The sequence below is a fragment of the Streptomyces sp. NPDC003393 genome (assembly GCF_053589015.1).
Genome location: NZ_JBSFRB010000003.1, coordinates 139,233 through 163,537, shown reverse-complemented (window position 1 = coordinate 163,537; position 24,305 = coordinate 139,233). Strand labels below are relative to the sequence as shown.

General features: G+C 72.1%; 18 protein-coding genes. 5 read left to right on the top strand and 13 right to left on the bottom strand.

Annotation, left to right across the window (positions count from 1 at the left end; genetic code table 11):
* Positions 1-54 precede the first annotated feature (54 nt).
* The 3 genes from ACWDUZ_RS04700 (at position 55) to ACWDUZ_RS04690 (ending at position 3,625) form a co-directional block, all read left to right on the top strand.
* Positions 55-1,014 (top strand): carbohydrate ABC transporter permease, encoded by a 960-nt coding sequence (locus ACWDUZ_RS04700; RefSeq protein ID WP_451630329.1) that lies wholly within the window; start codon positions 55-57, stop codon positions 1,012-1,014.
* A 15-nt stretch (positions 1,015-1,029) separates the two neighbouring features.
* The gene (locus tag ACWDUZ_RS04695) at positions 1,030-1,905 is read left to right on the top strand and encodes a carbohydrate ABC transporter permease (protein WP_451630328.1); all 876 of its coding nucleotides are present in this window, start codon (positions 1,030-1,032) and stop codon (positions 1,903-1,905) included.
* 115 nt (positions 1,906-2,020) lie between these two features.
* Positions 2,021-3,625, top strand: a complete 1,605-nt coding sequence (locus ACWDUZ_RS04690; protein WP_451630327.1) for a glycoside hydrolase family 13 protein — start codon at positions 2,021-2,023, stop codon at positions 3,623-3,625.
* A 111-nt stretch (positions 3,626-3,736) separates the two neighbouring features.
* On the opposite strand, the gene ACWDUZ_RS04685 is transcribed toward ACWDUZ_RS04690, so the two are convergent.
* Both ACWDUZ_RS04685 and ACWDUZ_RS04680 read right to left on the bottom strand, forming a co-directional pair.
* The gene (locus tag ACWDUZ_RS04685) at positions 3,737-4,609 is read right to left on the bottom strand and encodes a universal stress protein (RefSeq protein ID WP_451630326.1); all 873 of its coding nucleotides are present in this window, start codon (positions 4,607-4,609) and stop codon (positions 3,737-3,739) included.
* 34 nt (positions 4,610-4,643) lie between these two features.
* Positions 4,644-6,623 carry an aconitate hydratase gene (locus ACWDUZ_RS04680; RefSeq protein ID WP_451630325.1) on the bottom strand — a complete coding sequence of 660 codons (1,980 nt, stop codon included), beginning with the start codon at positions 6,621-6,623 and terminating at the stop codon, positions 4,644-4,646.
* Between the two features lie 174 nt (positions 6,624-6,797).
* Here ACWDUZ_RS04680 and ACWDUZ_RS04675 point away from each other — a divergent pair, with 174 nt between their 5' ends.
* Positions 6,798-7,181 carry a DUF6343 family protein gene (locus ACWDUZ_RS04675; protein ID WP_451630324.1) on the top strand — a complete coding sequence of 128 codons (384 nt, stop codon included), beginning with the start codon at positions 6,798-6,800 and terminating at the stop codon, positions 7,179-7,181.
* An 80-nt stretch (positions 7,182-7,261) separates the two neighbouring features.
* On the opposite strand, the gene ACWDUZ_RS04670 is transcribed toward ACWDUZ_RS04675, so the two are convergent.
* The 9 genes from ACWDUZ_RS04670 to ACWDUZ_RS04630 all read right to left on the bottom strand — a co-directional run bounded on the left by ACWDUZ_RS04670 (position 7,262) and on the right by ACWDUZ_RS04630 (position 20,382).
* Complete coding sequence (locus ACWDUZ_RS04670) at positions 7,262-7,930, bottom strand: dienelactone hydrolase family protein (protein WP_451630323.1); 669 nt, start codon at positions 7,928-7,930, stop codon at positions 7,262-7,264.
* Between the two features lie 179 nt (positions 7,931-8,109).
* Positions 8,110-8,562 carry a YbhB/YbcL family Raf kinase inhibitor-like protein gene (locus ACWDUZ_RS04665; protein WP_451630322.1) on the bottom strand — a complete coding sequence of 151 codons (453 nt, stop codon included), beginning with the start codon at positions 8,560-8,562 and terminating at the stop codon, positions 8,110-8,112.
* 87 nt (positions 8,563-8,649) lie between these two features.
* Positions 8,650-9,864, bottom strand: a complete 1,215-nt coding sequence (locus ACWDUZ_RS04660) for an acyl-CoA dehydrogenase family protein (protein WP_451630321.1) — start codon at positions 9,862-9,864, stop codon at positions 8,650-8,652.
* Positions 9,865-9,869: 5 nt separating this feature from the next.
* Positions 9,870-10,907 (bottom strand): phosphotransferase family protein, encoded by a 1,038-nt coding sequence (locus ACWDUZ_RS04655; protein WP_451630320.1) that lies wholly within the window; start codon positions 10,905-10,907, stop codon positions 9,870-9,872.
* Between the two features lie 289 nt (positions 10,908-11,196).
* Entirely contained in the window at positions 11,197-12,231 is a 1,035-nt protein-coding gene (gene sbnA, locus ACWDUZ_RS04650; protein ID WP_451630319.1) for a 2,3-diaminopropionate biosynthesis protein SbnA, read from the bottom strand.
* 52 nt (positions 12,232-12,283) lie between these two features.
* Positions 12,284-13,387, bottom strand: a complete 1,104-nt coding sequence (gene sbnB / locus ACWDUZ_RS04645; RefSeq protein WP_451630318.1) for a 2,3-diaminopropionate biosynthesis protein SbnB — start codon at positions 13,385-13,387, stop codon at positions 12,284-12,286.
* A complete protein-coding gene (locus ACWDUZ_RS04640) occupies positions 13,384-14,388 on the bottom strand; it encodes a TauD/TfdA family dioxygenase (protein WP_451630317.1) in 1,005 nt (334 codons plus the stop codon). The genes sbnB and ACWDUZ_RS04640 overlap by 4 nt, the downstream gene beginning before the upstream one ends.
* A 28-nt stretch (positions 14,389-14,416) precedes the next feature.
* The gene (locus ACWDUZ_RS04635; RefSeq protein WP_451630316.1) at positions 14,417-17,791 is read right to left on the bottom strand and encodes a non-ribosomal peptide synthetase; all 3,375 of its coding nucleotides are present in this window, start codon (positions 17,789-17,791) and stop codon (positions 14,417-14,419) included.
* Between the two features lie 14 nt (positions 17,792-17,805).
* The gene (locus tag ACWDUZ_RS04630) at positions 17,806-20,382 is read right to left on the bottom strand and encodes a Pls/PosA family non-ribosomal peptide synthetase (protein WP_451630315.1); all 2,577 of its coding nucleotides are present in this window, start codon (positions 20,380-20,382) and stop codon (positions 17,806-17,808) included.
* A 504-nt stretch (positions 20,383-20,886) separates the two neighbouring features.
* Between ACWDUZ_RS04630 and ACWDUZ_RS04625 the strand changes: the two genes are divergently transcribed.
* Positions 20,887-21,831, top strand: a complete 945-nt coding sequence (locus ACWDUZ_RS04625) for an MIP/aquaporin family protein (RefSeq protein ID WP_451630314.1) — start codon at positions 20,887-20,889, stop codon at positions 21,829-21,831.
* Between the two features lie 255 nt (positions 21,832-22,086).
* On the opposite strand, the gene ACWDUZ_RS04620 is transcribed toward ACWDUZ_RS04625, so the two are convergent.
* Both ACWDUZ_RS04620 and ACWDUZ_RS04615 read right to left on the bottom strand, forming a co-directional pair.
* The gene (locus tag ACWDUZ_RS04620; protein ID WP_451630313.1) at positions 22,087-23,112 is read right to left on the bottom strand and encodes an alcohol dehydrogenase; all 1,026 of its coding nucleotides are present in this window, start codon (positions 23,110-23,112) and stop codon (positions 22,087-22,089) included.
* 169 nt (positions 23,113-23,281) lie between these two features.
* A complete protein-coding gene (locus ACWDUZ_RS04615) occupies positions 23,282-24,247 on the bottom strand; it encodes a DUF1731 domain-containing protein (RefSeq protein WP_451630312.1) in 966 nt (321 codons plus the stop codon).
* Between the last annotated feature and the right edge of the window lie 58 nt (positions 24,248-24,305).

Here is a 24,305-nt window from a genome sequence, read left to right as displayed (position 1 = left end):
GACCCCGGCGGCGGCCGGCGGCCCGGTACCGAGGCCCAGCACCGAGGAGAGACGATGGCGGTCCCCAGCCTGACCCCGAGCACGGCGGACCACACCCGCCCCTCACGCCCGCGCGGAACGGCTTCCGCACCACCCGGCGGACGCCTCGCCATGAGCGTGCGACGCAACCTCAGCGCCCACGGCTTCCTCATCGGAGCGGTCATCTGCTTCGCGCTGTTCTCCTGGTACCCGATGATCAGGGAGTTCCTCCTCGCCTTCCAGAAGGCCGAGGACGGCAACGTCACCTGGGCCGGCCTGCACAACCTCACCACCGTCTACCACGACCCGGCCTTCTGGCAGGCCTGGCGCAACACGCTGCTGTTCACCGTGCTCGCGCTGCTGCTCGGCTTCGCGGTGCCCTTCGTCACCGCGGTCGTCATCAACGAGTTCCGCCACGGCCAGGGCTACCTCCGGCTGCTCGTCTACCTGCCGGTGATGCTGCCGCCGGTCGCCTCGGTGCTGCTCTTCAAATACCTCTACGACCCCGGGTACGGCCTGCTCAACGACGTGTTCCGGGTCCTGCACCTGCCCGAGCAGCAGTGGCTCCAGGACCCCTCGCTGTCGATGCTGTCCGTGGTCATCGCCTCGACCTGGATGAACATGGGCGGCGCCACCCTCATCTACCTCGCAGCGCTCCAGGGCATCCCCGGTGAGCTGTACGAGGCGGCCGAACTGGACGGCGCCGGCCTGTTCCGCAAGGTCTGGCACGTCACCGTCCCGCAGACCCGGCTGATCCTGTCGCTGATGATGCTGATGCAGATCATCGCGACCATGCAGGTCTTCGTCGAGCCGTTCCTGCTCACCGGCGGCGCCGGACCCGAGGGCTCGACCACCACGGTCGTCTACCTCATCTACCAGTACGCCTTCAACTTCAACAACTACGGTGCCGCGGCGGCACTCGGTCTGCTGCTGCTCGTCGTCCTCGCCGGGTTCTCGGCGGTGTACGTGAAGCTCAGCCGCACCGACGACCAGTAGCCGGGGGAGGCCCATATGTCCACACGCACACTCATCTCACCGGCCCAACTCGCCCGGCCCCGGGCCAAGGTCCTGTACTGGACCGTCTTCGCGGTGGTCGTCGCCGCCTTCACCCTGGTGTTCCTCGGCCCCCTGTACTGGATGGCCTCCAGCGGTGTGAAGGACGCGCAGGAGGTGGTCCGGACGCCGCCGACGCTGGTGCCGGAGTCGTTCACCCCGGGCAACTACGGCCGCGCCTGGGACGTCATGGACCTGTCCACCCTGCTGTTCAACACGCTCTTCTACGCGTTCGGCGCGCTGGCCTTCCAACTCGTCCTGGACGTCGCCGCCGCGTACTCGCTGTCCAAACTGCGTCCGGTGCTCGGCAAGGCGATCCTCGGCATGATGCTGGCCACGCTGATGATCCCGGCCACCGTGCTGGTCGTCCCCCAGTACCTGACCGTCCTGGACGTGCCGATCGTGCACCGCAACCTGCTGAACTCGCCCTGGGCGATCTGGCTGCCGTCCGTCACCAACGCCTTCAACATCTTCCTGCTGAAGCGGTTCTTCGACTCCGTGCCGGGGGAACTTTTGGACGCCGCCTCGATGGACGGCGCCTCCCCGACGCGCGTCCTGTGGTCGATCGTGCTGCCCATCTCCCGGCCGATCCTCGGCGTGGTGTCGATCTTCGCGGTCGTCGGCGTCTGGAAGGACTTCCTCTGGCCGATGCTCACCCTGCCCGACTCGTCGAAGCAGACCCTCAACGTGGGCATCTACTCGCTCTCCAACGGCGTTCCCGTCAACGTCCTCATCGCCGCGCTCACGATCGCCTCGCTGCCGACGCTGATCGTCTTCCTGGTGTTCCAGCGGAACATCATGAGCGGCCTCACCGCCGGCGGACTCAAGGGCTGAGCGCGCCCCCCGCGCCGCCCCCGCCGCCCCTGTCACCAGCCTTCGCCGCCGGCCCGTCCGACGCCCCGCAGCTCGGGCCGGCGGCGAAGATCCACCCTGCCCGAAAGGACCTCACGTGGCAGTCCCTCACTGGCCCCGCACCGACGACTGGTGGCGCGACGCCGTCATCTACCAGGTGTATCCGCGCAGCTTCGCCGACGGCGACGGCGACGGCACCGGGGACCTCGCGGGAGTCCGGGCGAGACTGCCCTACCTCGCGGAACTCGGCGTGGACGCCGTCTGGTTCACCCCCTGGTACGCCTCCCCGATGGTGGACGGCGGCTACGACGTCCGGGACTACCGCACGATCGACCCCGCCTTCGGCACCCTCGCCGAGGCCGAGAAGCTCATCGAGGAGGCCGCCGAACTCGGCATCCGGATCATCGTCGACATCGTCCCCAACCACGTCTCCGACCGGCACCCGTGGTTCCGCGCCGCGCTGGCGGCCGGACCCGGCAGCCCGGAGCGGGAGCTCTTCCACTTCCGGCCAGGCCGCGGCGAGAGCGGCGAGCTGCCGCCCAACGGCTGGCCGTCGCAGTTCTCCGGTCCGACCTGGACGCGGGTCCCCGACGGCGAGTGGTACCTCCACCTGTTCACCCCCGAACAGCCCGACCTCAACTGGGCACACCCGGCCGTCCGACAGGAGCACGAGGAGATCCTGCGCTTCTGGTTCCAGCGCGGAGTGGCCGGCGTACGCATCGACTCCGCCGCGCTGCTCGTCAAGGACCCCGAGCTCGCCGACTTCGAGGAGGGAGTGGATCCGCACCCCTACATCGACCAGGACGAACTGCACGACATCTACCGTTCCTGGCGGGCGATCGGCGACGCGTACGGCGCGGTGTTCGTCGGCGAGGTCTGGCTGCCGGACGCCGAGCGCTTCGCGCGCTATCTCCGCCCCGACGAACTCCACACCGCCTTCAATTTCAACTTCCTCACCTGCCCCTGGGAGCCGGGCCGGCTGCGCCGCGCCATCGACGACACCCTCGCCGAGCACGCACCCGTGGGGGCCCCGGCGACCTGGGTGCTGTGCAATCACGACGTCACCCGGACCGTGACCCGCTACGGCCGCAGCGACACCTCCTTCGACTTCGCGACGAAGGCCTTCGGCACCCCCACCGACCTGCGGCTGGGCACCCGGCGTGCGCGCGCCGCGGCCCTGCTGACACTCGCCCTGCCGGGCTCGGTCTACCTGTACCAGGGCGAGGAGCTGGGGCTGCCCGAGGGCGAGGTGCCGCTGGACCGCATCCAGGACCCCATGCACTTCCGCTCCGGAGGCGCCGATCCCGGCCGCGACGGGTGCCGCATCCCGCTGCCCTGGAACCAGGACGCGCCCTGGTGCGGCTTCGGGACGGGGGCCGAGCCCTGGCTGCCCCAGCCGGCCGACTGGGCCCGGTACGCCGTGGACCGGCAGCGCACCGAGCCGGAGTCGATGCTCAGGCTCTACCAGGAGGCCCTGCGGCTGCGCCGGACCGCCGCCGGCTTCGGCGACGGCCCCTTGACCTGGCTGCCGGCCGGCAACGGTGTCCTGGCCTTCGCCCGGACCCACGGCCTGGTCTGCGTGGTCAACCTCTCCGGCCGCCCCACCGGACTCCCGCCGCACCGGTCGCTGCTGCTGGCCAGCGGACCGCTGGACGCCGGCGGCCTGCTGCCGCCCGACACGGCGGTGTGGTTGCGCACCTGACCGCCGCGCCGATCCGCAGCGGTCCCGGACCGCGGCGTGCGGACGTTGCCGAACCGGAAGGCGGCCGGCCTGCCGTGAAGACCGGAAGACCGTAAGAGCGGAAAGGCGCGGCTATCGCACGGGAACGATGGCGACAGGGCAGCTCGCGTGGTGCAGCACCGCGTGTGTCACCGAGCCCAGCGGCAGGCCCAGCCGGCCCTCCGCCGGGTGACGTGGAAGCACCAGGAGGCCGGCCTCCTTCGACGCCTCCATCAGCGCGGAGGCGGGCGAGCCCGCGACCAGCTCGGTGACCACGTGCGCCCCGGGGAACTCCTTTCCGGGCCGGGCGGCACGGCTCAGCAGCTCGGCGTGCTCGTGCCGCTCCTGGTCCACGTCGTCCACCTGCGGCACCACGAGGCCGGCATGGCTCAGGGGCGTCCAGGCATGGACCAGGCGGACGGTGGCCCGGCGGCGGTCCGCCTCGGCGAGGGCGAACCGTACGGCCGGCTCGTCCCGGTCGTCGCGTACCCCGGCCACGATGTCGCCGCCCGTGGCGGGGTCCGGGGCGCCACGGGTCACGACCACCGGACGGTCGGCGTGCGCGGCCGCCTTGAGGCTCACCGAGCCGAGCAGCAGTTCGGCGAAGCCGCCCCGTCCGCGGGTGCCGAGCACGATCATGTCCGCGTCCGCGTCCTCGGCCGCGTCGAGGACGGCCTCCGCCGGGTCGCCGTGGACGAGGGCGGTGTCCACCGGGAGCCGCGGATGCCCGGCGGCTACGAGCGCCCGGCAGTCGTCCAGCATGCCGGTGGCCGCCTCGAAGACCTCTTCGGTGAGGCCCGCCCCGGTCTCGTCGTAGCCGACCTCGGGGCCGGGGCCGACGGAGTGCACGAGCCGCAACGCCCGGTTGCTCGCGTCGGCTTCGTCGGCCGCCCAGGTCAGGGCGATCCGGGAGTGCGGTGAGTCGTCGACTCCCACGACGACTCTGCCATGGCGTTCGTCGGTCATCGGATGTCGTCCCTCGGTCGTAGGGGTCGTTGCGTCACGCGGAGTGCGCGAGGGCGGGGATGACGCCGCCGGCCAGGACGGCCCGGCGCTGCCGGTCGGAGAGCCGGTGGTGGAGGGCGTAGAGCTCGTCCCGGGTGGTGTTGCGGGCGGTGAGCGCCGAGGGACCCTGGGGCGCCAGCGCCTCGTGGAGTCCGTCGAGGCGCAGCCGGTCCCCGGGCCGGATGCGCGCATGGTCGGCGGGGTCGTCGAACTCCAGGGGCAGGACACCGAAGTTGGCGAGGTTCTGCCAGTGGATCCGGGCGTAGGACTTCGCGATCACCGCACGCAGCCCCAGGTACCGCAGGGTGATCGCGGCGTGTTCGCGGGAGGAGCCCTGCCCCCAGTTCTCGCCCGCGACGATCACATGCCCGCCGTCGTCCCGCAGTTCGGCCGCGCGCCGCGGATAGTCGGTGTCGAGCCGGACGAGGGTGAACTCGGAGAGTCTGGGGATGTTGGAGCGATAGGGGAGCGCCCTGGCGCCGGCGGGTGAGATCTCGTCCGTCGAGACGTCGTCGCCGGCCGTCAGCAGGACTGGGACGTCGATGGTGTCGGGCAGCGGATCCAGCTCGGGCAGGGCGGAGATGTTGGGGCCGCGTTGCAGCTGGACGCGGGCGGCCTCGTCGGGTGGCGGCGGGGGCTCCAGCATCGCGGTGTTCACCGTGGCCTGCTCCGGCAGTTCCAATTCCGGGTACGGCACGTGGTGTTCGGCCGCCCAGTCGCGTGGGTCGGTGATGGTGCCGGTCAGCGCGGAGGCCGTGGCTGTCTCCGGCGAGCAGAGCCAGACCGCGTCCTCTTCGGTGCCCGAGCGGCCGGGGAAGTTGCGGGGGAAGGTGCGCAGCGAGTTGTGGCCGACGGCGGGGGCCTGGCCCATGCCGATGCAGCCCAGGCAGCCCGCCTGGTGCAGCCGTGCGCCGGCCGCCAGCAGGTCGAAGGTGGCGCCCGCGCGGGTGAGGTCCTGGAGGATCTCCCGCGAGGTCGGGTTGACGTCGAAACTCACCGCCGGAGAGGTCTGCCGGCCGCGCACCATGGCGGCGGCCACGGCGAAGTCGCGCAGCCCCGGGTTGGCGGAGGACCCGATCACGGCCTGCCCGATCGGTTCGCCCGCCACCTCGCGCACCGGGACCACGTTGCCCGGCGAGGTGGGCCGGGCGATCAGCGGCTCCAGGCCGGACAGGTCGATGTCCTCCTCCAGGTCGTAGCGGGCACCCGGTTCGGCGGCGATCTCGCGGAAGTCGGGCTCCCGGCCCTCGGAGCGCAGAAAGGCGCGCACGGCGTCGTCGGCGGGGAACACCGAGGTGGTGGCGCCCAGTTCGGCGCCCATGTTGGCGATCACGTGCCGGTCCATCGCGGTCAGGTGGGCCAGCCCGGGACCGTGGTACTCCACTATGCGGCCCACGCCGCCCTTGACGCCGTGCCGGCGCAGCATCTCCAGGATCACGTCCTTGGCGCTGGCCCACTCGGGCAGGGCGCCGGTGAGCCGTACGCCCCAGATCCGCGGCATGCGCACGTACAGGGGCTGTCCGGTCATGGCCAGCGCCACCTCCAGGCCGCCGACGCCGATGGCCAGCATGCCCAGCGAGCCCGCGGCACAGGTGTGGGAGTCGGAGCCGGCCAGGCTTTTGCCGGGGACGCCGAAGCGCTGCATGTGGGTCGGATGCGAGACGCCGTTGCCCGGCTTGGAGTACCAGATGCCGTAGCGGCGGGCGGCCGAGCGCAGGAACGCGTGGTCCTCGGCGTTGCGCTCGTCGGCCTGGAGCAGGTTGTGGTCGACGTACTGCACGCTCAGTTCCGTCCGTACCCGCTCAGGGCCCAGCGCGTCGAGCTCCTGCATCACCAGCGTCCCGGTGGCGTCCTGGGTGAGGGTCTGGTCGATCCGCAGGCCGATCTCCTCCCCGGCCACCATGCGGCCCTCGACCAGGTGCTCCTCGATGAGCCGGTGCGCCACCGTCCCGCCCGGACGCCGCTCGGTGACCATCGCGTCAGCCCCTTCCCGATGTGGGTCCACGCCTCGCCCGACGGAGCGCGCGGGATTCCCGGACGTATCCCGCGTACCCGTCCCCGCGCCTCGTACCGCGGTTGGCCGTGATCCGGCCGGGTACCCGGCGCCCGTCATGTGGCAGCACGTGCGAGCGCCTGGAGGACGCACGCCATGACCGACGACAAGTCCCGGCGGACCGGAGACGGCCGGACCTCTCGATGGGCGGCACGGGAGGACGACGCGCACCGGACGCGGGATCCGGTGCCGAGGGCCCGCTCGGGCATGATCGGCCGCCGCTTCCCCCGGACCGGCACCGAGCCGGCCACCGCGCAGAGCCCGCTCGGGCTGCGCCTGCTGCTGAGCACCGTCTTCGTGCCGCCGTTCTGCGCGGCGGCGGCGTTCTTCGCCCTGTGGGCGGCCGACTGGAGCCCGGGCGACAGCCCCGGCCGCGGCCCCCTCGCCGTGCTCGCCGCCGTGTGCGCGGTGCTCGCCGTGGCGGCGGCCGTCGATCTGACGGTGGTGCTGCGCCGGATGCGGCGCGAGCGCGGGAGGTGACCGTCACCCGTCCGTGACCGGCCGTCACGGGCGGGTCGTCCCGTCGTCCCAGGTCTACGCGGTTGTCCTGTCCTCTCAGGTCACGAACGGGTCGTCTCCGCGTACCGCCGGCGCTCCGCGCACCACTCCTTGGTGATGTCGACGAGTTGGTCGAGCGCGTCCGGTTCCTGGAACAGGTGGGTGGCCCCGGGCACCACGCGCACGTCGTGCGGCACGTGCAGCCGGTGGGCGGCCCTCTCGGTGAGCCTCAGCACTCCGGGCTCCCGCCCCCCGGCGACGAACAGCACCGGGACGCGGACCCGCCTGATCGTGTCGGTCCCCGGATCGGGCAGACCGCCCCAGAGCACCACGGTCAGCACCTGGTCCGGCAGGTCCGCCGCGGCTTCGAGCACCGAGCCCGCCTGGGTGCCGACGCCGAACAGGATGACCGGCATGGCCCGCGTGTCGGGCTGGATCTTGACCCAGTCGACCGTGGCCACCAGGCGGCGGGACAGCAGTGCCACGTCGAAGAGGTGCTTACCGCTCTCCGTAGCCCTGCGCTCCTCCTCCCGCTTGCTGAGCAGGTCCACCAGCAGGGTCGCGATCCCGGCGGAGTTCAGGCGGGCGGCGATCGACCGGCTGTGCGCGTTCTGCCGGGAACTGTCGACACCGTGCGGGAGTACCGCGATCAGCCCGGCCGCCGGCGGGACGGACAGGTCGCCCTCCAGGTTGACGCGATCGGCGGGCACCGACACCGTCTCGGACATCATGGGTCATCACTCCCCGGCCACTTGGCTTCGTAGGCGGACACATCCACACCTGGCCCGGGTACCCGCCCAGTACGCACCGGATTGCCCTGGTTCGGGACGGAATCCGGCAAGGGGGACCGGCCGGGGGCATCGGGGGGACCACCCGCCCGTGAATCCGGCAGGGGACCGGCCGGCGCCCCTCACCGCCGGTACAGTCCGACCAGGGTGCCGCTGGCGACCTGCCGCTTCTCGACCTCCTCGTGCACCTGGGCGGCGCTGGGCGCGTCCGGGAGGACGCAGGGCTCCTTCAGCGCGTACAGGCGGAAGAAATAGTGGTGCGGATCGTCCCCCGGCGGGGGATGCGGTCCGCCCCAGCCACGTTCGCCGTAGCCGTTGACCAGTTCGGTGCCGCCGGGCGGGCGCTCGCCGGTGCCGACACCCTCGCTGTGGGGATCGATGCCGACCACGGCCCAGTGCACGAACGTGCCCGAGGGAGCGTCGGGATCCTCGCACAGCAGCACGAGCTCGGCCGCGTCGTGCGGCGCGCCGCTCCACCTCAGCGGTGGCGAGACGCACTCCGCCTCGAACGCGTACCGGCGTGCGATGAAGGCGTGATCGTCGAAAGCGCTGCTGGAGAGTTCGATGCCGGCCATGCCTGCCGGGGTACCCCGCGGCGGCTGTCCCTACCCGAGGACACCACCGGGCGGCGAGGGGCCGGACGGGCCCCTCACCGCCGGGACTCACCGGTACTTCTTCAGTTCACGGCGGGCCAGAGACCGCTGGTGGACCTCGTCCGGGCCGTCGGCCAGCATCAGGGTGCGCGCGCCCGCGTACAGCTCGGCCAGGGGGAAGTCCTGGCTGACGCCGCCCGCGCCGTGCAACTGGATCGCCCGGTCCAGGATGCCGACCACCGCGCGAGGCGTGGCGATCTTGATGGCCTGGATCTCGGTGTGGGCGCCCTTGTTGCCCACGGTGTCCATGAGCCAGGCCGTCTTCAGGACCAGCAGCCGCAACTGCTCGACCTGGACCCGGGCGTCCGCGATCCAGTTCCCCACGACGCCCTGCTGGGCCAGCGCCTTGCCGAACGCCGTACGCGACACCGCGCGCCGGCACATCAGCTCGATCGCCCGTTCGGCCATGCCGATCAGCCGCATGCAGTGGTGGATACGGCCCGGACCGAGGCGGGCCTGGGCGATGGCGAAGCCGCCGCCCTCCTCGTCGATCAGGTTCGACACCGGCACGCGCGCGTGGTCGAAGACCACCTCGGCGTGGCCGCCGTGGTAGTGGTCCTCGTATCCGAAGACCTTCATGGCCCGCTCCACGGTGACACCGGGGGTGTCCCGCGGCACCAGCACCATCGACTGCTGGCGGCGGATGTCCGGCCCGTCCGGGTCGGTCTTGCCCATCACGATGAAGATCTGGCAGTCGGGGTGCATGGCGCCGGAGATGTACCACTTGCGGCCGGTGATGACGTACTCGTCGCCGTCCCGCTCGATGTGCGTGGTGATGTTGGTGGCGTCCGAGGAGGCCACCTCCGGTTCGGTCATCGCGAACGCCGAGCGGATGTCGCCCGCCAGCAGCGGCTGGAGCCACTGCTTCTTCTGCCGCTCGTCGCCGAACTGCGCCAGCACCTCCATGTTGCCGGTGTCCGGGGCCGCGCAGTTGGTGGCGGTGGGTGCCAGTTGCGGGGAGCGTCCGGTGATCTCGGCGAGCGGCGCGTACTGGAGGTTGGTCAGGCCCGCGCCGTACTCGGCGTCCGGCAGGAACAGGTTCCACAGGCCCTGCCGGCGTGCCTCGGCCTTCAGCTCCGCCACCACCGGCGGGTCCTGCCACGGCGAGGCGAGCCGCGCCCGCTGTTCGTGCGCGACCTGCTCGGCGGGATACACGTACTCGTCCATGAAGGCGAGGAGCCGGGCGCGCAGCTCCTCGGTGCGCGCGTCGAACGCGAAGTCCATGATGGTCAGCCCTCCTGAAGGCCCAGCGTGGTGAGGCCGTGCCGGATGAAGACGGGAACGAGGTCGCCGATGCGGTCGAAGCCGCGGCCGACCGTCTGGCCGAGCGTGTACCGGTAGTGGATGCCCTCCAGGATCACCGCGAGCTTGAACCAGGCGAACGCCGTGTACCAGTCGACGGCGCCCACGTCGCGCCCCGAGCGCGCGGCGTACCGTTCGATCAGCTCGGCGGGGGAGGGGTGCCCGGGGGCCTGGGCGGTGGTGGACACGGGCGACTCGGGCATGCCCAGCGGGGTGGAGTACATCACCAGCAGGCCCAGGTCGGTGAGCGGGTCGCCGAGCGTGGACATCTCCCAGTCGAGGATCGCCTTGATCCTGTCGGCGCCGTCCACGGTCCCGATCAGGACGTTGTCGAGACGGTAGTCGCCGTGCACCACGGTGGGCGCGGGGGAGACCGGCATGCGGCGGCCGAGGGCGGCGTGCAGTTCGTCGATGCCCGGCAGCTCGCGGTTGCGGGAGGCGTCCAGCTGCTTGCCCCAGCGCCGCAGCTGCCGGTCCAGGAACCCCTCGGGCCGGCCGAAGTCGCCGAGGCCCACGCCGGCCGGGTCCACCGCGTGCAGCTCCACCAGGGTGTCGACGAGCGAGTGCACCGCGTTCCGGGTGCGCTCCTCGCCCAGCGGGGCGAGCTGGTCGGCGGTGCGGTAGGGAGTGCCCTCGACGAACTCCATGACGTAGAAGGGCGCCCCCAGCACCTCCTCGTCCTCACAGAGCAGCACGGCGCGGGGCACCGGCACGCTCGTCGGGTGCAGCGCGCTGATCACCCGGTGCTCGCGCCTCATGTCGTGCGCGGTGGCCAGCACGTGGCCGAGCGGCGGCCGCCGCACGACCCACCTCGAGACGCCGTCCGAGAGCGCGTACGTCAGATTCGACCGACCACCCTCGATCAGCCGGCCGGTCAGGGGGCCGTGCACCAGGCCGGGCCGCTTGCGGTCGAGCAGCCCGCGCAGCCGGTCGAGATCGAGTCCGGGCGGGTGGTCAGGGCTCATCGAACGCTCCTGGGAACGAGAGACGGCAACATCAGGACCCGACCATCATCCTGACTAGTCGGTATGCCGTCCAGTCCGGGGTGTGCCATGTGCGGCATCTCGCAACCGCCCGTTTCGACGGCAGACCGCCGCCACAGGCCGCGGTCCCGCGTGGGCGCGCTCCATCCGGCGCCGCATCAGCGGGCGGAGCCCGGACCGGGAGGCACTCCTGCCTCCCGGTCCACCGCGTGACAGGCACCGCACGGCGGAAGACCCTCCGGGCACCGGAACGGGACCCGGTGCACAGGTCCTACGCCTCGCGGCCGTGGTCGCACGCCGGGGCGACCGCCTCGCCGCCGGCGGCCACCTCCTCCGAGGCGGGACCCGGATCGTCGTCGAGGACCTGGTCGCCGTACAGGTCCTCCAGCCAGGCCCGCTGGTAGATCGTGTCCAGGTAGCGCTCGCCGAGGTCCGGGGCGATGGCCACGGCGGTGAGGCCGCGCGCCTCGTTCCGGGCCAGCCAGTCCATCGCACCGCTGACCACCGTCCCGGTGGAGCCGCCGAACAGGAACCCGCGGCGGGCCAGCCGGTGGCAGGCGCGGATGGTGTCCGCCTCCTCCACCCGGATGACCTCGTCCACGTAGGACTCGTCCAGCAGCGGTGGACGCATGCTCATGCCGAGGCCGGGGATCATCCGCCGACCGGGCTCGCCGCCGAAGGCGACCGAGCCGACGGTGTCCACCGCCACGATCCGCACCGGCCGGTGCCACTCGCGGAAGAAGCGCGCACACCCCATCAGCGTCCCCGTGGTCCCCACCCCCACGAACAGCACGTCCAACTGCGGGAACTGACGGGCGATCTCCGGCGCCGTACGGCGGTGGTGCGCCTGCCAGTTGCCCGGGTTGGTGTACTGGCTCAGCCACACGTACCGCTCGTCGGAGGCGCACAGCGAGCGGACGTAGTCGATGCGGGCGCCCAGGAAGCCGCCGTTGGCGTCCAGATCCGAGATGACCTGGACCTCGCTGCCCAGCGCTTCCATCAGCAGCCGGGTCGACAGGTTGCAGCGGGAGTCCGTCACGCACAGGAACCGGTAGCCCTTGCTGGCCGCGATCATGCTGAGCGCGACCCCCAGGTTGCCGGAGGAGGACTCGATCAGGATCGAGTCCTCCGACAGCAGTCCCTCCTGCTCCGCCGACTCCACCATCTCGATCGCGGCCTTCAGCTTGATGGAGCCGGCGAAGTTGAAGCCCTCGCACTTCAGGTAGAGCGAGCGCCCGAAGATCGGCTGGAGGTCGACGTAGAGCTGGCCTTCGTTGAAGGCGTGGGGGGCGGTGATGACGGGCACGCTGGCCTCCTGATGCCTGGCCGAGGGGAGGGATGATCAGCGGAGAGGGCTATCACCCGTACCGGCACAGCTCGTGGAAGAAGTCGTCGACGACGCGGAGCCGCCCGGAGCGGGCCACCTCGTCGTGGACGAACTTGCCGACGGCGAGGTCGAGGACGCCGAGGCCGAAGGGGGAGAAGATCACCGTGCGGTCGGCCGGCGGCTCCACCCGGCCGGTGAGGACGTCGTCGAGGGTGCCGTCCAGGAAGTCCCGTCCTCCGGTGAGCTGTTCGGCCAGGTGCGGGGAGGTGTCGGCCTTCAGACAGTGCTCGACGTCGTCGACGAAGTTGGCCGAGTCGAGCAGGATCCGCGGGTCGAGGTCGCGCAGCGACACGTGCAGGACCAGCGGGTGGTGGGCGAACCAGGACGGTTCATGGACATGCGGTTCGCCCGCGACGGTCGCGAAGACGACCAGGTCGCTGGAGCGGATCAGCTCCTCGGGGCTGTCGTGGACGGTGACCGCCCCCGAGGAGCCGGCCGGTCCGGTACCGGCCTGCTTCAGATAGCCGCAGAAACCGCCGGCGCTGTCGGCGGACAGGTCGTACAGGCCGACGGTGTCGAAGCTCCAGCCGGTGCCGGCGAGGAAGGCGTGGATGTAGCGGGCGATCAGGCCGGTGCCGAAGAAACCGACCCGGGTGGGCCGGGTCCGGTTGCGGCTGAGCCGGTCCGCGGCCAGCGCGGCGGAGGCCGCCGTCCGGGTGGCGCTGATGATGGAGCTCTCCAGGCAGGCGAACGGGTAGCCGGTGGCGGGGTCGTTGAGGATCAGCACCGCCGAGGCCCGCGGCACTCCGGCCGCGACGTTCTCCGGGAAACTGGAGATCCACTTCAGGCCGTCCACGGACACCGGCGCGCCGACGGAGGCCGGCAGCGCGATGATCCGGGACGTGGGCCGGTCGGGGAAGCGCAGGAAGTACGACGGCGGGTTCACCGTCCGTCCGGCGCCGTGCAGCCGGTAGGTGGCCTCGACCAGGTCCACGATCTCCCGCTCGCGGCCGTGCAGCGCCTGCCGCACCTGCCCGCCGGAGATCACCGCGAAGGACGGTACGCGGGCCGGGCCGGCGGCGCCCGTCCCGCGGGCGGAGGACGTCACAGGCGTTCCGGGGGTCGCAGGGGTCATCGACGGGCTCCTTCCGGGGTCGGGCGGCCCTCGGCGAGCAGCTGGGGCTCGGCCATGCCGACCAGCACCTCGCGTTCGCCGGTGAAGGGCTCCCTGCTGTGCGCGGTGCGGATGTTGTCGACCAGCAGCAGGTCGCCGGGCTGCCAGGGCTCGCGCCGGGTGTGCTCCTCGTAGGTGGCGTTGAGCAGCTGCACCACGTCCTCGCCGATCGGCGTGCCGTCCCCGTAGCGAGTGTTGAACGGCAGCCCGTCCTCGCCGTACTCGTCCACCAGGTACTCGCGCACCTCCGGCGCCAGCGTCCACTGGTTGAGGAAGGCGATCTGGTTGAACCAGCAGCGGCGGCCGGTGACCGGATGCCGCAGGACGGCCGCGCGGCGCTGCCGGGTGCGCAGTGCCCCGTCCGGCTGCCAGGCGAAGTCGATGGCGTGGGCGCGGCAGTAGTTCTCCACGGTCTCCCGGTCCTCCGAGCCGAACGACTCGGCCAGGGACGCCCCGATCTCGTCGTTGTAGCTGCGGGTGAGCATCCAGCCCTCGCGTTCGAAACGCTCGGTCAGCTCGGCCGGCAGCGCCCGCAGCACCTCCTCGCCGTCGGCCACCGCGGTCGCCCCGCCCTCCGTGGGCGCGGTGAGACACGCGAAGAGCATCAGGCCCGGCACGCGCAGCGCGTAACTCAGCTCGTGGTGCATGCACATCGGCTGGTTGTCCGGCCAGGCCGTGGAGGAGTACAGCCCCGCGCCGTACGACGTCCGGGGGGCGAACGCCTCGCGCTCGGCCATGAGTTCGCCGCCCAGCCCGGCGAAGACCGACCGGACCTGCTCCGGCTCCCGCAGCCGCAGGCCGCGCGCCAGCACCGCGCCGTGCTCGGTGACCCGCGCGCGCAGCGCCGAGCGGTACTCGGCCGCCCAGCCGGTCGCGTCGGCCGGGGGCTCGACGTGCAGGACCGGCGGCCGGTCCGGTCGCAGCTCCACCTCCAGCAGTGACGCCGGGGACGAGAACGACATCTCGATTTCCTTTCGTTGGACGGGGGCCTCAGGAGGAGGCGAGCAACTCGGCGGCGCCGAGTACGGCCCGTGCCGCCTCGGCCGGCCGGGTGCGCGGGAAGTAGTGGCCGCCGTCGGCGAGTTCACACAGATCCACGTGGTCGGCCAGAAGCCGCCAGTCACGGTGGTGCTCACGGAATGTGGCGGTGTGCGGGTCGTCGGCGGCGACGACCACGGTGACCGGTGCGGTCAGCCTCACCGCCGGCGGGGAGTCCAGGACGTCGGCGAAGTAGTGGTGCGCCGACACGCAGTCGTGCCGGTAGGCGGCACCGATGTGCTCGGCGTGCCGCGCGTTCAGCTCGCCCAGCTCGGTGTAGCCGCTGTCCGCTGCCAGCCGCGCCGCGATCTCGGCGTTGCCGCACCGCGCCAACTCGGCTGCGGCGGCGCGCCGCTCGGAGGCCGTCCCGGGCAACTGCGCGCCGAGGAACACCCGTACCACCTCCACCCCGCGCCCGGGCAGCCGGCGCGCCGCTTCCACGGCGAGGGCCGCGCCGGAGGAGTGGCCCCACAACATGACGCGCCCGATCCCCCGCGCCGTGATCTCGGTGACGGTCTCCTCGACCACCTGCTCCAGCGGTGCGAACGCCTCGCCGGCGGCGGCCAGGTCGTGGCCGGGCAGCTCGACGGCGTACACCGCCAGAGCGCTGCCCGCCAGGGCGCTCGCCATCGGCTGGAAGTTGACCGCGTTGCCCCCCGCGTACGGGAAGCACACCAGGGCGCACTCCCGCCGGCCGTCCGCTCCCGCGAGCGGCTGAAGCAGCCCGGAGCGCCGCCGGGCCGTGCCGTCCAGCAGCGCGGCCAGGTCGGACAGGACCGGATGACGGGTGATGTCCTTCAAGGACACGGCCCGGTTCAGGGCGATGGTGAGCTTCACCGCCGACAGCGAGGTCCCGCCGCGGTCGAAGAAGTGGTCGCCGCGGCCGATCACCTCCCGGGGCAGCCCCAGCAGGTCGGCCCACGTCTCGGCCAGCCTGCGCTCGGTCGCCGTGCGCGGGGCGTCACCGTGCTCCCCGTCGGCGTGCGCCGCGGGCTCGGCCCGTGCGGACCGTTCGGCCAGCGCCCTGAGGGCCTTGCGGTCGATCTTGCCGTTGGCGGTCAGCGGCAGGGCGTCCTGCCAGTGGAAGGCCGTCGGCACCATGTACGCCGGCAGCGCGTCGCCCAGCGCCCGCCGCAGCTCCTCGGTCTTGAGGCGCCGGCCCGAGTAGTAGGCGATCAGATGCGTGCTGCCACCCGCGAGTTCGGCGACGACCACGGCGCCGTCCCGCACCCCCGGCACCCGCAGCAGGGTGTTCTCGATCTCACCGATCTCGATGCGGAACCCGCGGATCTTCACCTGGCTGTCCCGGCGGCCCAGGAACTCCAGCTTGCCCCCGGGATGCCAGCGTCCCCAGTCGCCGCCCAGATACAGCCGCTCACCCGGCCGGTACGGGTCCTCCCGGTAGGCCTCACGGGTGCGTTCGGGGTCGTTGACGTAGCCGCGCCCGACGCAGACCCCGGAGAAGGCGATCAGTCCGGGCGTGCCCAGCGGCACCAGCGACAGGTGCTCGTCGACGACGAGGACGCGGACGTTGTTGACCGGCCGGCCCAGCAGCACTCGTTCCGGCACCGCGTCCATGACCTCGTGGTTGGTGTCGTCGGACGTCTCGGTGAGCCCGTAGGCGTTGACCAGCCGGATGCGGGGGGCGACGGCGAACCAGCGCTGGACCAGTTCCCGTTTCAGCGCCTCCCCGGTCACCGACACACAGGTCAGGTCGGGCAGTTCGCGCGGGTGCCGCTCCAGGTACGAGGCCACCACCTCCAGGTAGGAGGGCACCACCTGCGCCACCCCCACCCGGCCGTGGACCAGCGTGTCCACGAACCGTTCCACGTCCACGACCGCGTCCTGCTCCACCAGTAGCGTCCGCCCGCCCACCAGCAGGGCGGCCAGCAACTGCCACAGCGAGATGTCGAAGCACTGCGGGGCCGTCTGCGCCACCACCCGGCCGGGACCGATCCCCAGGTCGTCGATCTTGGCGAAGAGGTGGTTGAGCATGCCGGCGTGCTCGCACATCGCACCCTTCGGCTCACCCGTGGAGCCCGAGGTGAAGTAGATGTACGCCAGCCGGCCGGGTGCCACCTCCACGCCGAGGTCGTCCTCGGCGTGATCCTCCGCGTAGGCGGTGCTCACCAGCAGCTTCTCGACGTCCGGCGCCTGCGTGGCCAGGGCCTGGTCCAGGGAGTCGGTGCTGCCGCGCTCGGTCAGGGCCAGCCGGCACCCGGCCCGCCCCAGCGTCGCCGCGATCCGGCCGGGCGGGAAGTGCGGCTCGATCGGCAGATAGACACCGCCCGCCTTGAACACGGCGAGGACCGCCGCCAGCCAGTCCAGGTTGCGTTCGGTGACCACCGCCACCACGTCCTCGCGGCTCAGCCCGCGCGCCAGCAACGCGCGCGCCAGCCGGTTCGCGCGGGCGTTGAGCTCCGCGTACGTCCACGAGAGCTCGCCGTGCACGGCGGCCACCGCGTCGGGACGCTCCCGCACCTGCCGCTCGAACAGCTCGTGCGCCCGCGCGTCGGGCAGCTCGCGGCGCGGTCCCGCCAGTCCGTCGAGTTGCTCGCGCACCTCTTCGGCCGACAGCAGGCTCTGCCCCACGTGCTCGGCGTCGGCGTCGGCCGCCATCAGCCGCAGCGCGGCCAGGTGATAGCCGCCGACGCGGGCCGCCGCATCGGCGTCGAGCGCGTCGGTGCGGTACCGCAGCCGCAGCGCCGCCCGCCCGTCACCGTCCCCGTCGCTCCAGCGCACGCCCAGCACCACGTACCCGGGCAAGGCGCCCTCGGCGGCCCCGGCACTCGGGGCGAGCCCGGCGGCGCCCGAAACCTCGGTCTCCTCCTCCGCCGTCCGGGCGCCCTGGTTGCCGTCGCCGTCGCCCATGGTCTCCCCGGGGTCGAACAGCACCTCGTAGGGCGGCTGCGTCAGCCCCAGCTCGCGCCGCAGTTCGCCGACGGGGAAGTCCCGGTGCCCGAGCAGGTCCGCCTCGACCCGGCGGGCACTGCGCACCAGCCCGCGCCATGTGGGTGGCGCGAGGCTGAGCCGGCAGGGCAGCGGCCCGCCCCCGGCACCCGTGGCGTATCCCGTCACCACGTCCCGCTCACCGGACAGTGCGGCGAGCACCTTGGCGTGCGCGGCCAGCAGCACCGCGCTGACCGGGACTCCCAGTTCCGCCGCCAGCGCGCGCACAGCCTTCACCACGTCGGCAGGCACCGGTACCTCGTGCCGGGCCACACCTGGCACGGGCTGCCCGCCGGCCCACCGTGGAACGGCGGTGAATCCACCGGCGGTCAGCACGTCGGCCCAGAAGTCCCGGTCCGCTGCCACGAGCGTTCCCATCGCTTGACCCTTCCTCAGTTCGCCGTCGGCGCGGCGGGGTTGCCTTCCCAGTGCGCGTGCGCGGAGACTTCCTCTCCCTTCATCAGGAAGGAGTCGGGGGCCAGCACGGCGAGGTCGCCGACCGTCACGCCGTAGTGGACATGCGAGGCGACCCCGAGGGTGACGCCGGCGCCGAGCGTGGTGCGGTCGGACTTGAAGGTGCCGTCCTCCTGCGAATGGCACTGGATCTTGCTGCCGACGTTCAGCGTGCAGTCGTCCCCGATGGCGGTGAGCGTCCGCTCCGTGATGAGGCAGCCGTCGTCGAAGACCCGGCGGCCGATGCGCACCCCCATCAACCGCCACATCAGGCTCTTGAACGGCGTCCCGTTGAACAGCGCGAGATAGCGGTCCGGCACCTTCCACAGCCGCTCGTGCCACCAGAAATACGGGTCGTAGATGGAGCACAGCCGGGGGCGCAGCGGACGGAAGGAGGTGAGCATCCGCTCCACCAGCACGTAGTAGCCCGCACTGAAGGCGACGGTGAGCGTGAGGGAGAAGGCGATCACCAGGTGTCCCAGGGCGCCGTACAGGTCGACCGAGGTCAGCGCGACGGCCGCGAGCGCGACCGTGTGCAGCCAGCGCAGGAACAGATGGAGCGCCATCGAACGGGCGTTGTAACGATTCTTCGCGGCGAGGTTGCGGCGCAGTTCGTCGCCGGTGCGCAGGTGGTCGAAGCGGGTGTCGCGCTCGACCGTGCGCGGGATCTCGAAGCAGGGCGAGCCGAGCAGGCCGACCCCCTCGCGGATCTCGCCGTCCAGGGGAACCATCACCTTGGTGGCCAGCAGGCAGTTGTCGCCCGTCCGGCCGCCGGCCGGATAGGCGATGTTGTTGCCGAGGAAGTTGTGGGCGCCGATCGAGGTCCGGGACACCCGGAAGGACGTACGGGAGTAGTCCGCGTTGAGGACGGACAGGCCGTCGGCGACCATCGTGCCGCTGCCGACGGACACCAGGAACGGGGTCTCGTGCTGCACCTCGGTGCCGAAGTTGGAGCCGGTCTGCTCGACCTTCGACAGGTCGTATCCGATGCCGCGCAGATAGGGGACGACGTAGGAGCTGTCGCCGAGGAGCCAGGTGAAGAACCGGATGTTCGTCAGGGCGGTCGTCAGCCGGTGGGCGGCGTAGCGGAAGCCGTAGAGGGGATAGGTCCGGTCGGGCCTGACCACCAGGCGCACCAGCAGGGACACGGTGATCAGGGCGGCCAGGCCCAGGACGACGCCCCCGAGGAACAGCACCGTGGCCACGATCAGCGTGTCGGTGACGAACTCCCCGGTCGAGGCGGCCCGCGTCCGGTCGTCCAGCCGTTCGCCGAGCGCCGGGACCTCGGCGAACACCATGTACACGCCGCCGACGGCGAGCGGCAGATAGATCAGGAGCAGTTGGAGCAGGGAGGACACCGCGAAGCAGGCCCGCCGCAGGGTGCCGCACCGGGCCGGGGGCACCCGCACGTGGTCGACCTGCGTGGGCTGGGCCGGGGAGCCGTGGCGGCGCTCGCCGGAAGGGATCTCCTGGCCCCGGTAGAGGGCGGAGGCGTGTCCGAGCTGGGCCCCGTCGCCCATGGCGGTGTCGATGTCGAGCACCGTCTTCTCGCCGACGAACGTGTCCTGCCCGAGGGTGATCCGGCCGGTCTGGATGCGTCCGGCATGCGCGCGGTAGCAGAGGAAGTACGCGTCCTTGCGGATCACCGTGCCGGCGCCGATGGTGAGCAGGTCGGTGCAGACCGGAACGGAGCGGGAGAGGATCGTGACGTCCTTGCCGATCCGTGCGCCGAGCGCCCGCAGGTACATCACGTAGAGCGGATTGCCGACGAACAGGATCATGGGATTGGCGTGCAGCAGCGCCTTGACGATCCAGAACCGCAGATAGGCCGGTCCCCAGAGCGGGAACTCGCCGGCCTTCCAGCGTCCGACGAGAATCCACTTGGCCGCCACCGGGAAGGCACACACGGCGAGGAAGCCGGAGCCACCGCACACGAGCGACCGCAGGTAGATGTCCAGGAGACCCGGTGCCGAGGCGACCCATTCGTAGGCCTCGGCGGTCGCCATCCCGACCACGAACGAGTAGCCGACGAAGGCCAGCAGTTGCAGGGTCCCGCACAGCAGGTAGCGCACCGTGCCGGCCGGTGCGTCCCGGGCGGGCGGCGGTGCCGGTGAGGACGCGGAAGGCGCCGGCCGCACCGGGGGTCCGGGGGGTGACGCGGACTCCGGGGTGGGGGCCGGTGCGGCGGTGGATGCGGCGGGCGCGGACGCGGGGCGGGAGAGCGCGGCCGCCAGGTCGCGGACCGTGGGGCACCGGTAGATGTCCTTCATGGACACGGACGGCAGGTCCGCCCGCTTCCGCACCCGTGCGCAGAACTGGGCCATCACCAGGGAGTTCGCGCCGAGATCGGTGAAGAAGTGGCTGTCCGGCGGCACATCGTCGGCGTCCACGAGGTCTGCCAGGATGCCGGCGAGTTCCCGCTCGGTGTCCGCCGTCGTCGGCGCGGTGCTTCCGCCTGGGGCGATGGGGGGTCCGTCCGGCTCGGGCATCAGGATGTCGGCAGACTTCTCCACCATGCGTGCTCCCTGAGGAAAGGTCGAAAACCACCGGCCTGGCGTGACCGGTCCCCGAGGCCGTTCGTCGTCGTCCGAGTCCCTTGTGGCTGAATCCGTTGTCACTCGATCCGTTGTGGCCTGATCACGAAGGCTGATCACCAAAGCATGAATCAGTCTCGTGCCGTCGGAGCATCGTTGCCATCCGTGTCGCCGGCCTGCCGCGGATCACCGCCGGGTCGGGACGGCCCGTCACGCCGCTGGATTCCCGGCCCCCGCGCCTGCCGGGACGGGCGGCGGGATCACCCGTATGGAGTTCACTCGTCCGGCCCTTCACGCGCGTCGCGGGCCCGCGCGGTGATCGCGGAGCACGTCCCGGCCGGAAACCCTTGTCAGCCGAGTGGCCACAGCCCGTACGGACGCGCACACTGAGCAGTGACGCGGGGCCGCGACTGCGCATCATCGCGGGGCCGCCCGAAGCAGGGCTGTGCCGGCCCGCGGGCCGGACCGTTCGTCGAGGGGGCCTATATGGCTGTAGAGATACCGCCCCTGATCAAGCCGTCGCGTCTCAGGCGCCGTGGGGGTCTGTGGGGTGAATGCCTGGCCGAGTTCCTGGGGACCTTCGTCCTCATCGCCCTCGGCTGCGGCTCGGTCGCCATGGCCGTCGCGGCGCTGCCGGGATCCGGCCGGACGGAGGGGCCCACCACCTTCTTCCTGGGAGCCGGGGACTGGCTGCTGATCGCCTGGGGCTGGGCGTTCGCCGTGGTCTTCGGCGTGTACGTGGCCGGCGGCGTCAGCGGCGCTCACATCAACCCCGCGGTCACGCTGGCGTTCGCGGTGCGGCGCAGGTTCCCGTGGGCGAAGGTGCTCCCGTACTGGGGCGCGCAGCTGGTCGGCGCCTTCGCCGGAGCGGCCCTGGTGTACGCCGTGTACCACGACGCGATCAACACCTTCGACGCGGCGATGAAGGGGCCGAAGACCAACGGGCACACCGTCGCCTCGTTCTCCATCTTCGCGACCTTCCCGGCGCCCTACTTCCACGGCGGAGTCTGGGGCCCGCTCGTGGACCAGATCGTCGGCACCGCGTTGCTGCTGATGCTGATCGCGGCGGTCATCGACCTGCGCAACACCGCGGTGAAGGCCAACCTCGGGCCGCTGGTGATCGGGTTCGTCGTCGCCGCGATCGGCATCTCCTTCGGCGCGAACGCGGGATACGCCATCAACCCGGCCCGTGACTTCGGCCCCCGGCTGTTCACGTTCGCCGCGGGGTGGGGCGATCTCGCGCTACCGGGGTCCATGGCCGGTTCGTTCAGCCACTACTGGTGGATCCCCATCGTCGGTCCGCTGGTCGGCGGTGTGGTCGGGGTGCTCGCCTACGACCTGTTCGTCGGCGATGTCCTCACCGCCCGCGCCAAGGAAGGCGTGCCGCCCGAGCCCGGACGCACCCGCGGCAGCACCCAGGACGAGGAGTAGCGTCCGGCGGCCAACACGCCAGGGTGCGGGCCCGGCTGCGGGGTTGGAACCCCGGGGCCGCGACCGGCCGCCGGGATCAGCCGTGGTCCGTGAAGTGGTCGCCGTCCCCGGCCGTCGCGGGAGTTGGTGAACGGGTCGCCGAACTGCCGGGCGGGGCCGGGCTCGTGGCCATCACGAGTGCCGCGGGAGCCCGCGGCCGGGCACGCGTGCCTGCCGGCCCGCGTCGCGGGCCCCGACCCCGCGGGCCCGGGCGCGTCACGCCGTGGTGAGCACCATACGGAACCGGGCGGCGCCGGAGAGCATCTTCCGGTACGCCTCGTCGGCCTGCTCCAGCGGCACCGTCTCGGTGATCGGGCGGATCCCGTGCAGCGCGCTGAAAGCCATGGTGTCCTGCACGTCCTGCGCGGTACCGGACGGATGACCGCGGACCACCTTGCCGGCCATGATGAGCTGCAACGGGCTGATCCCCAGCGGCTCGGGTACCGCGCCGATGACGACCAGTTCGCCGCGGTGCGAGAGCCCGTCCACGGTCGCCGCGATGGCCTCGGAACTGCCGGCCGTGGCCAGGACGACCTTCGCGCCGCCCAGGGAGTGCAGCGCCTCGGCGACGGGAGTGCCCGCCGTGCTGTCGATGTAGTGGTGGGCACCCAGCTGTTTGGCGATCTCGGCCTTGTCGGCGCCCCGGGCGATCGCCACCGTCTCCATGCCCATGGCCGCCGCGTACTGCACTCCCAGGTGCCCCAGACCGCCGATGCCGAGCACCGCGACCAGGTCGCCCGGCCGTGCGGCGCTGCGCCGCAGCCCGTTGAACACGGTCACGCCGGCGCACGCCATGGGCCCCGCGTCGCTCGCGGCCACCCCTTCGGGGATCCGGGCCAGGGCGTCGACCGGCGCGATCACCCGCTCGGCGAAGCCGCCGTCGTACGTCCAGCCAGGCACCTTGAGCTTCTCGCACACGATGAAGTCGCCCTGCCGGCACGGCTTGCAGTGCAGGCAGCTGCCGCCGAACCAGCCGACCGTCACCCGGTCGCCCTCCTGCCAGCCGTACTCCGTCGCGCCCTCGCCGAGCGCGTCGATCCGGCCGGCGATCTCGTGTCCGGGGACCACCGGGAATTGGATGCCGGGCACCGCCGCGTCCACGAAGAACGCGTCGCTGTGGCAGACGCCGCAGGCCTCCACGGCGATCCGCACGTGCCGGGGACCCGGCTCCGCCACCTCGCGCTCGGCGAGCTCCAACGATCCACCGGCAGCGGTCGCCTGGGCGACTCTGTAGGTACTCATGTCCGACTCTCCCGGTCCGATACGGCTTCCGACCCGCACCCCCATCTCCAGCACACCAGTCCCGAACGGATCGCGCGCGCCGAATCCCGCCGCTCGGACCGCCGGGCGGGCGCGGGGCTCCGGCCGGTGCCGGCCGACGTGCGGCCGGCGGGCCACGGGCGCGCGTCCGCTACCGGCCGCGGCGCCGGGCGCCGGGCCGGGCCCGGACGCGTCGGACGAGGTCCGCGGCGGCCTGCGGCCACCTGGGGTGGTCGAAGGCGAACCCCGCCTCGAGCAGACGGCCGGGCACGACACGTCGGCTCTTCAGCAGCAGCTCGGTGTCCGAGCGCAGCACGAAGGCGCCGATCTCCGCCATCCACGCCGTCGCGGGCAGCCCCACCGGGACACCCCACGCGGCGCGCAGCTCGCGCATGAGGGCGTGCTGCGGCAGGGGGTTCGGCGCCGCCAGATTCACCGGCCCGGCGATGTCCTCGCGGGCGGCCAGGAACTCCACCGCGCGGACGAAGTCCTGCTCGTGGATCCAGGACACGTACTGGCCGCCGCCCGCCACCGGGCCGCCCAGACCCAGACGGGCCAGCCGCAGCAGCACGTCGAAGACACCGCCCCGGTCGGGGCTCATCACCATGGCGGAACGGAGGGCGACCTTGCGGGTGTGCGGGGTGCCGGCCCGCTCCTGCTCCCGCTCCCAGGCCTTGGCGATCTCGACGCTGTAGGCCCAATAACCCGGAACGCCGGGTTCTGCCCCGCCGATCACCCCGCTGCGCTCGTCGTGGGGCGCGTCGAAGCGATGGGCGTACACGGTGGCCGTGCTCATCTGCAGCCACACGCGCGGCGGCCGTGCGGCGGCGGCGATCGCCTCGCCCACGACCCGTGCCGAGTCGACCCGGGAGTCCATCATCGCCTGGAGATTGGCGGGCGTGTAACGGCAGCTGACACTGCGCCCGGCCAGGTTCACCACCAGGTCGCAGCCGTCGATCACCTTGGCCCACGGCCCCAGCGTCCGCCCGTCCCACAGGACCTGTCCCGGGCGCGTGGGGCGTCGGCTCAGCACCACGACCTCGTGCCCGGCGGCGCCCAGCGCGCGCTCCAGCACCGTCCCCACCTGTCCGGTCCCGCCGGGCAGCACGATCTTCATCGACGTCGACCCCCTCTGTCGGTGGGAGCGACTGTAGCCCAGAGAGTTGAACGTGTTC

Excerpts from the sequence above, each read along its gene's own strand:
- ACWDUZ_RS04700 (WP_451630329.1), top strand. The coding sequence starts at position 55 with ATGGCGGTCCCCAGCCTGACCCCGAGCACGGCGGACCACACCCGCCCC.
- ACWDUZ_RS04695 (WP_451630328.1), top strand. The coding sequence starts at position 1,030 with ATGTCCACACGCACACTCATCTCACCGGCCCAACTCGCCCGGCCCCGG.
- ACWDUZ_RS04685 (WP_451630326.1), bottom strand. The coding sequence starts at position 4,609 with ATGACCGACGAACGCCATGGCAGAGTCGTCGTGGGAGTCGACGACTCA.
- ACWDUZ_RS04680 (WP_451630325.1), bottom strand. The coding sequence starts at position 6,623 with ATGGTCACCGAGCGGCGTCCGGGCGGGACGGTGGCGCACCGGCTCATC.
- ACWDUZ_RS04675 (WP_451630324.1), top strand. The coding sequence starts at position 6,798 with ATGACCGACGACAAGTCCCGGCGGACCGGAGACGGCCGGACCTCTCGA.
- ACWDUZ_RS04670 (WP_451630323.1), bottom strand. The coding sequence starts at position 7,930 with ATGATGTCCGAGACGGTGTCGGTGCCCGCCGATCGCGTCAACCTGGAG.
- ACWDUZ_RS04665 (WP_451630322.1), bottom strand. The coding sequence starts at position 8,562 with ATGGCCGGCATCGAACTCTCCAGCAGCGCTTTCGACGATCACGCCTTC.
- ACWDUZ_RS04660 (WP_451630321.1), bottom strand. The coding sequence starts at position 9,864 with ATGGACTTCGCGTTCGACGCGCGCACCGAGGAGCTGCGCGCCCGGCTC.
- ACWDUZ_RS04655 (WP_451630320.1), bottom strand. The coding sequence starts at position 10,907 with ATGAGCCCTGACCACCCGCCCGGACTCGATCTCGACCGGCTGCGCGGG.
- sbnB (WP_451630318.1), bottom strand. The coding sequence starts at position 13,387 with ATGACCCCTGCGACCCCCGGAACGCCTGTGACGTCCTCCGCCCGCGGG.
- ACWDUZ_RS04640 (WP_451630317.1), bottom strand. The coding sequence starts at position 14,388 with ATGTCGTTCTCGTCCCCGGCGTCACTGCTGGAGGTGGAGCTGCGACCG.
- ACWDUZ_RS04635 (WP_451630316.1), bottom strand. The coding sequence starts at position 17,791 with ATGGGAACGCTCGTGGCAGCGGACCGGGACTTCTGGGCCGACGTGCTG.
- ACWDUZ_RS04630 (WP_451630315.1), bottom strand. The coding sequence starts at position 20,382 with ATGGTGGAGAAGTCTGCCGACATCCTGATGCCCGAGCCGGACGGACCC.
- ACWDUZ_RS04625 (WP_451630314.1), top strand. The coding sequence starts at position 20,887 with ATGGCTGTAGAGATACCGCCCCTGATCAAGCCGTCGCGTCTCAGGCGC.
- ACWDUZ_RS04620 (WP_451630313.1), bottom strand. The coding sequence starts at position 23,112 with ATGAGTACCTACAGAGTCGCCCAGGCGACCGCTGCCGGTGGATCGTTG.
- ACWDUZ_RS04615 (WP_451630312.1), bottom strand. The coding sequence starts at position 24,247 with ATGAAGATCGTGCTGCCCGGCGGGACCGGACAGGTGGGGACGGTGCTG.